Genomic DNA, 15,555 nt, shown 5'->3' with positions numbered 1-15,555 from the left:
AGTCACTTTCTTGCGCTGTGCTGCGAGAAGAGACTGTACAGGAGGGTGAGCCCGGGGTCGAACTCACCCACCGTGCAGGTCCCGTTACGGCACCGCCGCGTCGATCGCCTTCACGATGCGCTTGTCGGAGACCGGGTACGCCGTGCCGAGCGCGTGGGCGAAATAGCTGACCCGGAGCTCCTCGATCATCCAGCGGATGTCCAGGACCTGCTGCGGGACCGGCCGGCCCTGCGGCATCTGCTCCAGGAGCCACGCGTACTCGTCCTGCATCTCGTGGACCTTCTCCATGCGGGTGGTGTCCCGCTGGACGCCGGTCGGCATCTGCTGCAGGCGGCGGTCGGCGGCGACCAGATAGCGCATCAGGTCCGGGAGCCGGCGCAGGCCGGTCGCCGTGACGAAGCCGGGCTTCACCAGGGCGTTCAGCTGCGTCCGTACGTCCGTGAGGTTTGCCAGCAGGGTGGGGCTGCTGGTGGCCTTCAGACGGCGCTCACAGGCCTGCCAGGCGGCGAGGACCTGCTGCACCTGGCCCACCGTCCGGACCGTCGTGTCGACGATCTCGGCGCGCACCTTGTCATACAGCTTCCGGTACGACTCCTCGTCCCACGCCGGGCCTCCGAAGTCGCCGATCAGCTTGTCCGCCGCCGCCGTCGCGCAGTCGTCGAACAGGGCCTGCACGGAGCCGTGCGGGTTGGCGGACAGGGCGAGCTTCTGGGCGTTGGTGAGCTTGTCCGAGGCGAACTTGGCAGGGTTCACCGGGATGTTGCGCAGGATCAGCCGCCGGGTGCCCGTCCACATGGCCTGCGCCTGCTCGGCCTCCGTGTCGAAGAGACGTACGGAGACGGTGTTCGCCGTCGGGCCGTCGTCGACCAGGGCCGGGTACGCCTTCACCGGCTGACCGGCCCGGCGCGTCTCGAAGACGCGCGTCAGCGTGCCGATCGTCCAGTCCGTGAGGCCCGTGCGTTCCAGGGACTCGCCGCCCTCGCGCTCCGCCGTCGCCGCCGCGGCCTGCGAGATCGCCTTGCGCGCCTTCGGCTTCAGCTGGAGCTGGAGGGTCGAGAGGTCCTTGTCCTCGGCCAGCTTGCGGCGCCGCTCGTCGACGATCCGGAAGGTGATCTTCAGGTGGTCGGGGACACGGGACCAGTCGAAGTCGTCGGCCGTGACCGGCACGCCGACCATCCGCTTGAGCTCACGGGCGAGGGTCGTCGGCAGCGGCTCCTGAAGAGGCACGGCCTGGTCGAGGAACCGCTTCGCGAAGTTCGGGGCGGGTACGTAGTTGCGGCGGATGGGCTTGGGGAGGGAACGGATGAGTTCGGTGACCACCTCTTCGCGCAGACCCGGGATCTGCCAGTCGAAGCCCTCGTCCGTCACCTGGTTCAGGACCTGGAGCGGGATGTGGACCGTGACGCCGTCGGCGTCCGCGCCCGGCTCGAACTGGTAGGTCACCCGGAACTTGAGGCGGCCCTGACGCCACGAGTCGGGGTAGTCGTCCTTGCTGACGTCACCGGCTCGCTCGTTGATGAGCATCGAACGCTCGAAGTCGAGGAGCTCGGGCTCGTCATGGCGCTTGTGCTTCCACCAGGAGTCGAAGTGCGCGCCGGACACGACGTGGGCCGGCACCCGCTGGTCGTAGAAGTCGAACAGCGTCTCGTCGTCGACCAGGATGTCCCGGCGGCGGGCACGGTGCTCCAGCTCCTCGACCTCGGTCAGGAGCTTGCGGTTGTCGGCGAAGAACTTGTGGTGCGTGCGCCAGTCGCCCTCCACGAGGGCGTTGCGGATGAAGAGGTCGCGGCTCGTCTCGGGGTCGATACGACCGAAGTTGACCTTGCGTTGGGCGACGATCGGGACGCCGTAGAGAGTGACCTTCTCGTACGCCATCACGGCCGCCTGGTCCTTCTCCCAGTGCGGTTCGCTGTAGGTGCGCTTGAGGAGGTGTTCGGCCAGGGGTTCGACCCACTCAGGTTCGATCCTGGCGTTCACCCGGGCCCAGAGACGGGAGGTCTCCACCAGTTCGGCCGACATCACGAAACGCGGCGGCTTCTTGAAGAGGGCCGAACCCGGGAAGATCGCGAACTTGGCGTTGCGGGCGCCGAGGTACTCGTTCTTGCCCGTGCTCCTCCCGCTCTCGCCCCCGGTCTCCTTCACGTCCTTCATGCCGACGTGCGAGAGCAGGCCGGCGAGGAGGGAGACATGGACGCTCTGCTCCGCCGCGTCGTCCTCGTTGAGGTGGATGCCCATCTGCTTGGCGACCGTGCGCAGCTGGGTGTAGATGTCCTGCCATTCGCGGATACGCAGGAAGTTGAGGTACTCCTGCTTGCACATGCGGCGGAAGGCGGACGATCCTCGTTCTTTTTGTTGCTCGCGGACGTAACGCCAGAGGTTGAGGAAGGCGAGGAAGTCGCTCGTCTCGTCCCTGAAGCGGGCATGCTGCTGGTCCGCCTGCGTCTGCTTGTCGGCGGGGCGCTCGCGCGGGTCCTGGATGGAGAGCCCCGCGGCGATCACCATGACCTCGCGGGCACAGCCGTTCTTGTCGGCCTCCAGGACCATGCGGGCCAGCCGGGGGTCGACGGGGAGCTGGGCGAGCTTGCGGCCGGTGTCTGTGAGGCGCTTGCGTACGTCCTTCTGGGACGGGTCCAGCGCGCCCAGTTCCTGGAGGAGTTGGACACCGTCGCGGATGTTGCGGTGGTCCGGCGGGTCGATGAAGGGGAACTTCTCGATGTCGCCGAGGCCGGCCGCCGTCATCTGGAGGATGACGCTCGCCAGGTTCGTACGGAGGATCTCCGCGTCCGTGAACTCCGGACGGGTGTTGAAGTCGTCCTCGGAGTACAGACGGATGCAGATGCCGTCCGACGTACGGCCGCAGCGGCCCTTGCGCTGGTTGGCGCTGGCCTGCGAGACCGGCTCGATGGGCAGGCGCTGGACCTTGGTGCGGTGGCTGTATCTGGAGATACGGGCGTTGCCCGGGTCGATGACGTACTTGATGCCCGGGACGGTGAGCGAGGTCTCGGCGACGTTGGTCGCCAGAACGATCCTGCGGCCGGTGTGGGCCTGGAAGACGCGGTGCTGCTCCGCGTGGGAGAGGCGGGCGTAGAGGGGGAGGACCTCGGTGAAGCGGTAGTTCTTTTTCGTGAGTGCGTCCGCCGTGTCGCGGATCTCGCGTTCGCCGGAGAGGAAGACCAGGATGTCGCCCTTGCCCTCGGCCTGCAGTTCCTCGACCGCGTCCGTGATCGCGGTGATCTGGTCGCGGTCGGCGTCGTCGCCGTCCTCCTCGAGGAGCGGGCGGTAGCGGACCTCCACGGGGTACGTACGGCCGCTGACCTCGACGATCGGGGCGTCGCCGAAGTGGCGGGAGAAGCGCTCCGGGTCGATCGTGGCCGAGGTGATGACGACCTTGAGGTCCGGGCGCTTGGGGAGCAGCTGGGCGAGGTAGCCGAGCAGGAAGTCGATGTTGAGGGAGCGCTCGTGGGCCTCGTCGATGATGATCGTGTCGTACGCGCGCAGCTCGCGGTCCGTCTGGATCTCGGCGAGCAGGATGCCGTCCGTCATGAGCTTGACGAAGGTGCCGTCCGGGTTCACCTGGTCGGTGAAGCGGACCTTCCAGCCGACGGCCTCGCCCAGGGGGGTGTCCAGCTCCTCCGCCACACGCTCGGCGACGGTGCGGGCGGCGATGCGGCGGGGCTGGGTGTGGCCGATCATGCCGCGGACGCCGCGGCCCAGTTCGAGACAGATCTTGGGGATCTGGGTGGTCTTTCCGGAGCCGGTCTCACCCGCGACGATGACGACCTGGTGGTCGCGTATGGCGTCGGCGATGTCGGACTTCTTCTGGCTGACCGGGAGCTGTTCGGGGTAGGTGACGGCGGGCACGCGGGTGCGGCGCTCGGCCATGCGGGCCTCGGCCTTGGTGACCTCCGCGTCGATCTCGGCGAGCACGGCGGTGCGGGCTTCGGGTTTGCGGATCCGGCGCGCGCCCTCGAGCCTGCGGCCGAGCCGGTGCGCGTCGCGCAGGGACAGCTCGGCCAGGCGGGGGGCGAGGTCGCCGAGGACGGGGGCAGGATGCGTAGACATACGCCGTCCAGGATCTCACCTCGCCGAAATTACTGGCTAACGGTTTTGGGCGGGGCGTGGGGACAGGTCAGGGGGTGCGCTGCGTCGGAGGCTCGGGGGAGGCGGCGAGGGCGGGCTCGGGCGTGGCAGAGGGCGCCGGTGTCGCGGCGGGCGCGGACTCCTGGCGGGGACGGCTTCCCCGGGCCATGGACTGGGCGGTGTTGGAGACGGCTTTGATGCCCAGGTAGGCGGTGGTCATGCTGCTCACCGCGGTGAACGCGGCGGTGAGCACACCGACGATCACGGCCTTGTCGCCGTCGAGCCGCCAGACGCCGAAGATCGCGACGCCCGAGATCGCGAGAATGCTGACGACCACGGCCAACAGCCCGTACCGGGCCCGGTCCTTCTCCAATTCGGTGTCCTGAATCACTCTGGCCACGTTCCGGCTCATGTCTTCCCCGCCCCGAAGAAACCTGCTGGACCGGCCAGAACATAGCGGCGGCCGAGCGCCGGTGCCAAGCGAGCCGCCCGTTACCGGTCGCGCCCGTCACCGGTCGCGCCCGTCCCGGCGCGAAGAAAGGGGCGAACCCTTTCGGGTCCGCCCCTCCTCAGCTGTCCGCGCGGGTGTCATCGCACGTCGACGTAGTCCTCCGCGCCGTCGCCCACGAAGTGCTTGCTGTCGGGATACAGGAAGACGGGTACCCAGGTGCCGTCCTGCTGGGCCTTGAAGCCCTTGCTGAAGGATCCGTTCGATTTCGTGGTGACGGTGGACATCAGGTACCAGGTCTTCTTGCCCTTGGGCCGGAAGAGGATCTCCACCTTCTTGGCGCCGTACGCCTTCCAGGAGGTGGTGCCGGCCTTGCGCTCCTGGAGCACGCCCTTGACGGTGATCGTCCGGCCCTTGGAGACGGGCTCGGGGGACGCGTTGGCGTCCTTGATCCGGGTGAGGGCGCGGTTCCTGCGCAGGCTGCCGCTGACGCCGCCCTTGATGTCCTTGGCGGTGGAGCCCGCGTAGTGCAGCCGCCAGTAGCCGTCCGTGTAGCCCGGCAGCTTCTCGACGATGAACTGCGAGCCGTTGGTGGTCTGCACCGTCTTCTTGGTGCTCCAGCCCGTCCTGCCGTCGGGCGAGTACTGGATGTCGACGCCGATCCGGTCGTTGCTGTCGCGTCCGACCAGGTCGACGATGCCGGTGATGTCCAACTGTGCGTACTCGTCCAGTCGCGCCGTGAACTCGGTGAACTTCGTCGTGGCGGTGGCCGCGACGGTGACGTCGGCCTTCGTGGTGCGCTGGATGAAGGGGTTGTACGGGTACGGCGGGAAGCCGACCTCGTAGACCACCTTGCTGCCGTACGCGTACTTCGAGAAGGAGAAGCGGCCGTTCGCGTCGGTGGTCGACTGGACGGGGCTGCAGGTGGTGCAGTCCTTGTAGTCCATCTGCAGCGCGATGCCGGACAGCGGCTTCCACTCCGTGCCGCTCTGGTACTGGAGCGTTCCGGCGACGTTGAACTTGTCGTTCGCGGTGACGTGGAGGCTGCTCTTGTCCAGGACGATCCGGGTCGGCGCGGTCTTCGGCCTGACCTCTACCCAGGGGCCGGCTGCGAAGCCCAGGTCGCCGTTGTACCGGGCGAAGGTCCAGCCGCCGTCCACCACCTCGTGGGAGGCGGAGAAGTGGCCGGCGTCGTCCGTGACAGCGGTCGTCTCGTCGTTCCCGTCGAACGTGAGGTCCACGGTGGCGCCGGGCAGTGGCACCGTCTCGCGGGTGCTGGGGTCGCGGACGGCCATGTCACCGGTGGCCGTGACCGTCTTGTGCTCGATGTCCGGTTCGGTCGGCGTGACCGAGTAACCGGTGATGACGGGCTGCTTCTGGTAGCGCAGAGTGCCGGCGTTCTGCTGGACGGTGGTCTCGCCCGAGGAGTCCGTGGCCTCGATGTCGATCGTGTAGTCGCCCAGAGTGTCCAGGTGGATGGGCTGGGAGGCCCAGATGCTGTCCCAGGAGCTGTAGTCGTACTTGCGCGTGAAGTCGGTGATCGTGGCCACCGGTGCGTCCGACTCGCCGCTGCCTGCCGGGCGGAGCTTGGCTGTGATCTTGTCGACCGAGCCGCTGTAGTTGAGGCGGACGTCGAGGACCGACCAGTCGGCCTGGTCGCTGTACGCGTTCTCGACGTTCGGCCCCGCGGCGTGGGCCGTGCCGGGTATCGCGAAGGTGCCGACCAGGACGGCGCCGGCCGTCACCAGTCCTCTGGCGATATGTCTCAAGAACCCCCCTAAGGCTCCGCGAGCGACGAAAACCCCCTCCAGTTGACCCGGAGGGGGTTCTCGTTCTTGTGGCTGGGGCCGGGGTCGAACCGGCGACCTATCGCTTTTCAGGCGATCGCTCGTACCAACTGAGCTACCCAGCCACGAGGTTTCATGTGAAACCTCAGCGGTCCTGACGGGATTTGAACCCGCGGCCTCCACCTTGACAGGGTGGCGAGCACTCCAAACTGCTCCACAGGACCAAGCTGTTGCGTGCGACGCGTAAAACAGTGTCGCACACGGCGTTGCGTGCCCCCAACGGGATTCGAACCCGTGCTACCGCCTTGAAAGGGCGGCGTCCTAGGCCGCTAGACGATGAGGGCTATCGGCCCGCCTGGGCGCTTCTCAGCGCGTCGGGGACGTGAGAAGCATATGGGATGGCGGGAGGTATCGCCAAAACGGTTTACGGGGTGGTCGTGGAGGTGGTCGGGGAGGGGGAGGAGGACTGGGGCGCGCCCGGTTGGTTCTCCTTCGGGAGGTGGCGGCTGACCTCGGCCGTCGTCAGGCCCAGGCCCCCCAGTTTGATCTCGTCCCAGGCCTGGAGACGGCGGGTGTCACGGTCGACGTAGAGGACCGAGGCCTCGATGGGGTCCGGGTACTTGCCCTCGATCGCGCGCAGGCCGCTGCCGCCCGTCGAGCCCTCGACGCGCAGGCGGGTTCCGTACTTCATGACCTCCGTCTGTTCGTGGTGGAGGTGACCGGCCAGGACGAGGGGCACCTCGCCGTCCGTCCCGCGGGCCGCCGACGGCTCGTGGGCGATGGCGATGTCGACGGGGGTGCCTGCCGTGCGCTGGCCGCGGAGGGCGGAGGCCAGGCGGGCACCGGCCAGATCCTCCGCCGCGTCGCCGCCGGGGGCGACCGAGCGGTCGGGGGTGAACTGGGGGTCGCCGATGCCGGCGAAGCGCAGGCCCGCGACCGTGATCGCGCGGCCGTCGTCCAGGACGTGCACGTTCTTCAGGCGTTCCAGGTAGCGCTGGGTGACGAGGCTGTCGTGGTTGCCGCGCACCCAGATATAGGGCGCGCCCAGGTCGGGGATGGGGTCCAGGAAGCCGTTCTCGGCCGACGTGCCGTGGTCCATGGTGTCGCCGGAGTCGACGATCACGTCGATCGCGTACTGCTTCACCAGTGACGCGATGATCTTCCAGCTCGCGGGGTTGAGGTGGATGTCGGAGACGTGCAGGACCCGGATCGTGGACGGGTCGGGCTCGTACGTCGGGAGCGTGGAGGTGACGTCGTACAGCTTCGTCACGTTCGTCACCAGACGTGCCAACTCCTTCTGGTAGACGTCGAATTCACTGACGATGTTGCGGGCGTTGCCGACGAGGGAGGGGGCGGAGGAGAGCAGCCCGGAGAACCTCGGTTCCAGCACCGAATTCGGGTTCCAGGTGGCGAAGGCCGTCGCGCCGGAGGCGGTGAGCAGGGTGAGGGCCAGGCCGCCGGCGGCCAGGGCGCGGCGCGGACGGCGGTAGACCGCGAGGCCGAGGGCCGTGGCGCCCGACACGACCGCGACGCAGGACCGTACGGCCAGGTCGAGCGTGCCGTGCTCGACGTCCTGCGCGACCTCGTCCTGCAGGCCCGAGAGCCGCTCGGGGTGGTCGACCAGGGCCTGCGCGCGGACCGGGTCGAGCTGGTCGACGTTCACGTCGAGGCGGACCGGGGCGATGTGGCTGTTCAGCTCCAGGGCGCCGAGCGGGGAGACGTTGATCTTGGTGCCGCCGGTGACCGAGGGGCGCAGGGTCATCGTGGTGTTCATGGGGCCGACCGGGACGCGCACATTGCCCACGACCAGCAGGCCCAGCCAGGCGCCGAGGAGGACGACCGCCATCAGGCCGAGCGCCCGGGTGTACGGGTTCGGCTGCTGGACGAGTTCCTCGGTCACGGGGCGGAAGCGGGGAGAGCGGCGGGAGCTGAGGGCGCGGCGGAGGCGGAGGCGGCGGAGGTGCGGGGTGTGGCGGGGACGGCGTGTGCGGGCCAGGGCGGTGATGACGGCGGATATGGAGGTGGTGACGGCGGATGTGGCGGTGGTGACGGCAGCGGGGACGCGGACCATTGGTCCCGTATGCCCAAGTGCGGGGGTTCGTATGCGGGGTGTACGGGGCTGTCGTCGACTCTCCTGCGAGGCGGTCGTACCGGACAATGGCCGTGTGCTGGAGATGACGCGCGAGGAGTTCGAGGAACTGGTCGCCGAGGCGCTGGACCGGATTCCGCCGGAGCTGACGCGGTTGATGGACAACGTGGCGGTGTTCGTCGAGGACGAGCCCGACCCCGCCGATCCCGAGCTGCTCGGGCTCTACGAGGGAACTCCCCTGACCGATCGCGGGGAGTGGTACGCGGGGGTGCTGCCGGATCGGATCACGATCTACCGGGGGCCGACCCTGCGGATGTGCGAGACGCGGGAGGACGTGGTCGCGGAGACCGAGGTCACCGTGGTGCACGAGATCGCGCATCACTTCGGGATCGACGACGAACGGTTGCACGCGCTCGGCTACGGGTGAGTGAGCGGGGAGTGGGTGGCGGGGGCCGACGCCCCCTGGGGCTCGGGACGTGTGTCATGTTCCCGCGTGTCCTCTTGTGGGCGGCGGGAGTTGGACAGGGGGACTGGACTCCCCGATCCATCCCCAGGCTCTCGGCCTCGCCGAGCAGGGGAGACCCCCTCCGGAGGTGGCTGCCCGTGCGCGCCTTGTACGTACCCGTCCGTCTGGCCGCCACGGTCATCGTCGTCGCGTCCGCCGCCGGCTGTATGAGCGTGGGTGACGACGCGGGCCGGCCCGGGCCCGCGCACTCGGCGGGGCGGCACGGCGGCCAGGCCCCCGACGGGGGGTCCGCGGAGAGCGGGGGCGGTGGCGGGTTCCACGGAGGGACGGGTGTGAAGGGCGGCGCCTCCGCCAAGCCCGGCGAGAAGGCCTCCGGGTCGGCATCTGCGTCCGCGTCGGCCTCCGGCGGTGCGAAGCCGTCCGTCAGGGCGACGGGCAAGGGGGACGGCAAGGGGCAGCCGGAGCAGCCTCCGCCGTCGAACGGGGTGCCGAGCCCCACGCATGCCACGTCCGAACCGACTCCGCCGCCCCCTCCTCCGCCACCGCCCGTGACGCCGACGCCCGATCCGACCACGGCTGAGCCCTCGTCCTCCGCGCATGAGCAGACCACGCAACTGGTGGATCGGGAGCCGGCGCCGCAGGCGGGCCAACCGGCGTGAACGGGGTGGTGGACGGGCGGCGGGGAGAAGCGGAGGGCCGACGAGCGGAGGGGCGGCGGGAAAGTCGGCGGAGGGGGCGGGAATACGCTCGGCCACCGCTGGTGTTGGAGCCCCTGCCAGCAGACGTAAGACCTGCCCTGCGTGCCTGACCTGCCCCTTTGGGGGTCAGTTTGCCTTCAGGGGTGGGGGGTGCGTATGGTGGTAGATCGTTTGATCCCATTTGCCCGGCGCCATTGCAGAGAGCGCCGCGTGTGGCGCGTACTCTCCCTTGCCGTGGCCGGACCGCATAGAGGCGGTCGATTGCGACTTCACGGAGTTTGGGCGCGTGCCGAAGAACTCCGGAAGGTTCGCATTTCGCATGTCTGTTTCCAGTACTGATCACGTCGTCGTGCCCGAGAACAACGAGAACGACAACAACGAGGGCGTCCAGGCCGCCGTCGAGACCGTGGAGACGGTCGAGACCGTCGAGGCCGTCGAGTCCGCCCCCGAGATCACCTTCGACTCCCTCGGCCTCCCCGAGGGCGTCGTCCGCAAGCTCGCCCAGAACGGTGTGACCACCCCGTTCCCGATCCAGGCCGCGACCATCCCGGACGCCCTGGCCGGCAAGGACATCCTCGGCCGTGGCCGCACGGGCTCCGGCAAGACCCTCTCCTTCGGTCTGCCGACCCTGGCGCGACTCGCCGGCGGTCACACCGAGAAGAAGAAGCCGCGCGCCGTCATCCTCACGCCGACCCGTGAGCTGGCCATGCAGGTCGCCGACGCGCTGCAGCCCTACGGCGACGTCCTCGGCCTGAAGATGAAGGTCGTCTGCGGCGGTACGTCGATGGGCAACCAGATCTACGCCCTGGAGCGCGGCGTCGACGTCCTCGTCGCCACCCCGGGCCGACTGCGCGACATCATCAACCGTGGCGCCTGCTCGCTGGAGAACGTCCAGGTGGCCGTTCTCGACGAGGCCGACCAGATGTCCGACCTGGGCTTCCTGCCCGAGGTCACCGAGCTGTTCGACCAGATCCCGGCCGGCGGCCAGCGGATGCTGTTCTCGGCCACCATGGAGAACGAGATCTCCACGCTGGTCAAGCGCTACCTGACCAACCCGGTCACGCACGAGGTCGACAGCGCCCAGGGCAACGTCACGACGATGTCCCACCACATCCTCATCGTGAAGCCCAAGGACAAGGCGCCGGTCACCGCCGCGATCGCCTCCCGCAAGGGCCGCACGATCATCTTCGTCCGCACCCAGCTGGGCGCCGACCGTATCGCCGAGCAGCTGCGCGACGCCGGTGTGAAGGCCGACGCGCTGCACGGCGGCATGACCCAGGGCGCGCGGACCCGGACGCTGGCCGACTTCAAGGACGGTTACGTCAACGCGCTCGTCGCGACCGACGTCGCCGCCCGCGGTATCCACGTCGACGGCATCGACCTCGTCCTGAACGTGGACCCGGCCGGTGACCACAAGGACTACCTGCACCGCTCCGGCCGTACGGCCCGTGCGGGCCGCAGCGGCACCGTGGTGTCCCTCTCCCTGCCGCACCAGCGCCGTCAGATCTTCCGGCTGATGGAGGACGCGGGCGTCGACGCCGCGCGTCACATCATCAACTCCGGTACGGCTTTCGAGCCCGAGGTCGCCGAGATCACCGGCGCCCGGTCGATGACCGAGGTCCAGGCCCAGTCGGCCGGCGACGCCGCGCAGCAGGCCGAGCGTGAGGTCTCGCAGCTCACCAAGGAGCTGGAGCGCGCGCAGCGTCGTGCGGTCGAGCTGCGTGGGGAGGCCGACCGTCTGGTGGCCCGTGCCGCGCGCGAGCGGGGCGAGGACCCGGAGGCGGCGGTCGTCGCGGCCGCGGAGGCCCTGGCGGAGCAGGCGGTGGCCGAGGCCCCGGCCGAGACGCCGGCCGTGTCCGAGCAGCCCGTCGCCGAGCGTTCGTCCTACGAGCCGCGTCAGCGCCGTGACGAGCGGGGCAACTACGAGCGCCGCGACAACGACCGCGGTGACCGTGGCGGCTCTGGCTTCCGTCGGGACAATGACCGTCGTGATGACCGTGGTGGTCGTTCGTTCGAGCGTCGTGACGACCGCGGTGGCTCCGGCTTCCGTCGGGACAATGACCGTCGTGATGACCGTGGTGGTCGTTCGTTCGAGCGTCGTGATGACCGCGGTGGTTCCGGCTTCCGTCGGGACAATGACCGTCGTGATGACCGTGGTGGTCGTACCTTCGAGCGTCGTGATGACCGCGGTGGCTCCGGCTTCCGCCGTGACAACGACCGTCGTGACGACCGTGGCGGCTTCGACCGCGACCGTCGGGACGGCGACCGTGGTGGTCGTACCTTCGAGCGTCGTGACGACCGCGGTGGTTCCGGCTTCCGCCGTGACAACGACCGTGGCACCGCAGGCCGGTCCTTCGAGCGTCGTGACGACCGTGGCGGTCACCGTGGCAGCGACCGTCCCTTCAACCGCGACCGCCAGGACAACCGTCCCTCCAGCGGTTTCCGCGCCGGCAGCCACGACCGCCCGTACGGCCGTCGCGACGACCACCGCGGCACCGGCACGGGTACCGGCACGGGTACCGGCACCGGTTCCTTCGGCCGCCGCGACGAGAAGCCCCGCTGGAAGCGCAACGGCTGATATCCGCTGACGTCCGACGACATCTGCTGACGTCCGCTGACGTCCGCGCATGCTGAACGCCGTGGCCCCCACCGATCCGGTGGGGGCCACGGCGTTTTCCGTGCCCGTGGCTGTGCCCCGCACTGTTTCGAAAGGCTTTCCGGAAACTTTGAACTCGCTGTAGGATCAGCCGACTTCTGAGACGGATGCGACGGCCGGGGGGCCGGGGGCATCGAGGAGCGGTGCGCGTCCCGTCTCGTTCTTCGGGGAGGGTCTTCTTGACTCGTCATGCCTTCGTGCGCCTCCGTCTCGTCGCCGCCTCCGCAGTGCTGGCGGCCGGCCTGAGCCCGTTGCTGCCGTCGCCGACGGCGGTCGCGGACGCGCCGCAGGAGACGGTGGTGCCGGCGACGCTGCGCGGCACCTACACCTCGGCCGAGCTCTACAGCGGGTCGACGTCCGGCGGCCACGACGGTGCGGGGCAGCAGGGCGTCTTCCACACGCTGGAGGGGTCCGGGCTGGTCTGGACGCGGTACGCGGACGGGACGTCCGTGCCCGTGACGCGGCCGGAGGGGATCACCGGTACCTGGGGGACCGGCGGCGATGTCCTGGCGTACCGCTACGCGGGGGGCCGGGTCGACCTGTGGAACGCGGTCGACGGGACCACCCGCACCCTCCAGACACCCTCGGGCCTGACGCTGCTCACCGCGTACAGCGACTTGGCGGTCGCCCTCCGAGGCGTGAAGGACGAGAACGGCAGGGCCTGGCGGGAGATGCACCTGCTGTTCCCGGAGGCCGACGGCACCACGCGTGACGTGCCGGTCGGCGGAGTGCCCGCGGGCGTGGACCTCGGAGCGCCCGTGGGCGGGGACGCCGACGGGCTGCTGTTCCAGGCCTCGAAGGACGGGCAGTACCTGTCGGTCATGGTCGACCGGCGGACGGGGCAGGTGCGGGACTGGACTCCGCCGCGCTCCAAGGTCTACCTCAGGGCCCAGGTCACCGCCGAGCACGTGGTCCTCTTCAACGTCAACGAGACCGCCGTGCAGGTGTTCTCCCGCTCCGACCTCTCGGCGGCCCCGTCCGAGGTCACGCTGTCGGGCAGCGGCAGCGTGAACCCCGCGCAGGATCTCGCCGTGGTCGGCGACTGGCTGGTCCACCGGCCCAGCGGCGGTACGGCGGTGATCGCCAAACCGATCGCGGGCGGTCCCGCGGTCACCCTGATGCCCTCGTCGGGTGTCTACTCCTCCGCCGTCTTTGACGGCACCGCCGTCCTGATCGGCCGCACCACCGCCGACGACTGGGGCGTCCAGCGCATCCAGCCGGGCCCGGACGGCAGTCCGGTCGTCACCCAGGTCAAGGCGCTGCCCAAGCCGGCGTTCCCGATTCAGGGGCTGTCGCTGCACCAGGGGCGGCTCGTCGTCGCCGACTACGGGACTGGCGACGGCGCCCAGGGCGACCGCACCACCCGCATCCGGACCGTCACCGCGGCCGGGAGCCCCACGTTCGGCGCCGGCTCCCGGTTCCTCAGCACGAACTACCTCATCGACAACTGTCCGGCCGACGACGCCGGTTGTGCCGCCTTCCACGGCCTGGGCGACGGGCAGGTCGCCTGGGTGAACCGCGGCGGCACGGGAGGATCGGCGTCCGACCGGATCGAGGTCGGTGGGCAGGGCCCGTACGACGGCGACACCATCGACGTGCCCGCCGGCGGGCGGATCACCGACGCCTCGGGCCACTACATCCTCTACACCACGGCCGGTCGGCAGTACGTGTACCGGGTGCGCTCCGCCCCGAGCCCGTACCTCACCCGAGCCCCCGGCGCCGCCGCCCTCTCCGGGGACACCCTGTGGACCGCCGGGACGACGCCGGGCAGCCTCGTGCCGTACAACCTGACCACGAACAAGAGCGCCGCCCCGGTCACTACCGACGCGGGCTGCACCCCCACCGAACTCCAGGCGCTGGGCCGCTGGCTGTACTGGGCGTGCGACGGCCGGGCGGGTGTCTACGACCGTACGGCGGGCAGGTCCGTGCCCGTGCCGACGGACGAGGCGAAGCTCGGCGACGGGTACGTCGTCACGCACGACAAGCAGGACGGGAAGCTGGTCCTCACGACGGTCGCGGACGGTACGCCCACGAGCCGGGTGATCGGCGCCCTGGCGGACACCGGGGTCTCCCAGCGGGACGTGCGCTGGACGGTCGACGAGTCCGGTGCGAACGCCGCCTACGCCGATGCCCAGGAGCGCGTGCACCTCGTCCCGTCCGGTGTGCCGCAGCAGCCGCTGCGCCCGCTGGAGGGGGCGCAGATCGCGCGGGAGGTCTACGCGGACGAGAAGCATCCGGATCTGGTCTCCCTCACGAACGTGCTGCTGTCGAAGCCCGCCGCGAGCTGGAAGCTGACCGTGCGCGACAAGGCGACCGGCAAGGTCGTCGGCACCGGGGACGGCGGCGCGGTGCGCGGCGAGCTGAAGGTCGGCTGGCACGGCACCACCAGCACCGGGCAGTACCTGCCCAACGGCTGGTACGACTGGACGCTCTCGGTCGTACCCGCGGACGGCGTCGGCGCGCCGCTGGAGGTGCGCAGCACGGTCCAGCTCCTGCGCGGCAGCGCGGTGCGCCGCGACTACGTGGGCGGCCCTGTCTTCGAGTACCCGGACGGCACCGGCGACCTGCTCACCCTCACCTCCTCGGGCACGCTGACGTTCCAGCAGGGCACGGGCAAGGGCACGTTCTCCAAGAAGGTCAGCGGCGGCGGCTGGCCGGCCGGCATCACTGCGGTGCCCTTCGGCGACCTGAACAAGGACCGCTGCAACGACGTCCTGGTGCGCCTCGCGAGCGGGGCCCTGCGGCTGTACAAGCCGGCCTGCCACACCGCGCTGAAGCCGTCGACGCCGTACACGACGCTCGAGTCCGGCGGCTGGAACCAGTACGACGTCCTGACCTCGCCCGGCGACGTGACGAAGGACGGTCTGCCAGACCTGATCGCCCGCAACGCCGCGACCGGCACGGTCTACCTCTACAAGGGCACGAGCACGGGCAAGCTGTCCGCGCGCGTGAAGCTGTACGCCAACTGGAAGACGTACAAGAAGGTCGTCGGCGTCGGTGACCTGAACGGCGACGGCATCGGTGACCTGCTCGCCCAGGACAAGGCCAACACCCTGTACCGCTACTACGGCACCGGCAAGGGGTCGTTCGGCGCGCGGACGAAGGTGTTCGCGGGCTGGGGCGGGTCGTACAACGTCGTCGTCGGCGCCGGGGACATCACGGGTGACGGCAAGGCGGATCTGGTCGCGCGGGACACCGCGGGCAATCTGTACCGTCAGAACGGCACCGGCAAGGGGTCGTTCGCGGCGCGGGTGAAGATCGGGAGCGGCTGGCAGGGCTACAAGGGCCTTTTCTAGCCAACCCGACGTCTTGATCGGTGCATGTCGATCCC

General features: G+C 69.7%; 8 protein-coding genes and 3 tRNA genes. 4 read left to right on the top strand and 7 right to left on the bottom strand.

Annotated features, from left to right (window positions below; all coding sequences use genetic code 11):
- Positions 1-84: 84 nt before the first annotated feature.
- The 7 genes from hrpA to KVT44_RS49200 form a co-directional block, all read right to left on the bottom strand.
- Positions 85-4,062, bottom strand: a complete 3,978-nt coding sequence (gene hrpA / locus KVT44_RS49230; protein WP_217574973.1) for an ATP-dependent RNA helicase HrpA — start codon at positions 4,060-4,062, stop codon at positions 85-87.
- Between the two features lie 67 nt (positions 4,063-4,129).
- Entirely contained in the window at positions 4,130-4,492 is a 363-nt protein-coding gene (locus tag KVT44_RS49225) for a hypothetical protein (protein WP_254650935.1), read from the bottom strand.
- Positions 4,493-4,668: 176 nt separating this feature from the next.
- Positions 4,669-6,297: a hypothetical protein gene (locus KVT44_RS49220; protein WP_254650934.1), complete on the bottom strand. Its 1,629-nt coding sequence runs from the start codon at positions 6,295-6,297 to the stop codon at positions 4,669-4,671.
- A gap of 69 nt (positions 6,298-6,366) precedes the next feature.
- Positions 6,367-6,440 (bottom strand) — tRNA-Phe (locus tag KVT44_RS49215).
- A gap of 24 nt (positions 6,441-6,464) precedes the next feature.
- Positions 6,465-6,539, bottom strand: a tRNA-Asp gene (locus KVT44_RS49210).
- 47 nt (positions 6,540-6,586) lie between these two features.
- A tRNA-Glu gene (locus KVT44_RS49205) sits at positions 6,587-6,659 on the bottom strand.
- A gap of 80 nt (positions 6,660-6,739) precedes the next feature.
- Entirely contained in the window at positions 6,740-8,386 is a 1,647-nt protein-coding gene (locus KVT44_RS49200) for a metallophosphoesterase (RefSeq protein ID WP_217574972.1), read from the bottom strand.
- Positions 8,387-8,480: 94 nt separating this feature from the next.
- On the opposite strand from KVT44_RS49200, the gene KVT44_RS49195 reads away from it, so the two are divergent.
- The 4 genes from KVT44_RS49195 to KVT44_RS49180 all read left to right on the top strand — a co-directional run bounded on the left by KVT44_RS49195 (position 8,481) and on the right by KVT44_RS49180 (position 15,520).
- Positions 8,481-8,831, top strand: coding sequence for a metallopeptidase family protein (locus KVT44_RS49195; protein WP_067377126.1), 351 nt, complete (start codon positions 8,481-8,483; stop codon positions 8,829-8,831).
- Between the two features lie 176 nt (positions 8,832-9,007).
- On the top strand, positions 9,008-9,529 hold the full coding sequence (locus tag KVT44_RS49190) for a hypothetical protein (RefSeq protein WP_099921846.1): 522 nt from the start codon (positions 9,008-9,010) through the stop codon (positions 9,527-9,529).
- Positions 9,530-9,887: 358 nt separating this feature from the next.
- Complete coding sequence (locus KVT44_RS49185; protein ID WP_217574971.1) at positions 9,888-12,146, top strand: DEAD/DEAH box helicase; 2,259 nt, start codon at positions 9,888-9,890, stop codon at positions 12,144-12,146.
- Positions 12,147-12,403: 257 nt separating this feature from the next.
- Positions 12,404-15,520, top strand: a complete 3,117-nt coding sequence (locus tag KVT44_RS49180) for an FG-GAP-like repeat-containing protein (protein WP_217574969.1) — start codon at positions 12,404-12,406, stop codon at positions 15,518-15,520.
- Positions 15,521-15,555 lie beyond the last annotated feature (35 nt).

Source organism: Streptomyces sp. GbtcB7, assembly GCF_019091445.1.
GTDB lineage: Bacteria > Actinomycetota > Actinomycetes > Streptomycetales > Streptomycetaceae > Streptomyces > Streptomyces mirabilis.
This window is presented reverse-complemented; position numbering and strand designations above follow the sequence as displayed.

Bases quoted from the DNA above. Each gene is read 5' to 3' on its own strand.
- hrpA (WP_217574973.1), bottom strand. From the start codon at position 4,062: ATGTCTACGCATCCTGCCCCCGTCCTCGGCGACCTCGCCCCCCGCCTG.
- KVT44_RS49225 (WP_254650935.1), bottom strand. From the start codon at position 4,492: ATGAGCCGGAACGTGGCCAGAGTGATTCAGGACACCGAATTGGAGAAG.
- KVT44_RS49185 (WP_217574971.1), top strand. From the start codon at position 9,888: ATGTCTGTTTCCAGTACTGATCACGTCGTCGTGCCCGAGAACAACGAG.
- KVT44_RS49200 (WP_217574972.1), bottom strand. From the start codon at position 8,386: ATGGTCCGCGTCCCCGCTGCCGTCACCACCGCCACATCCGCCGTCACC.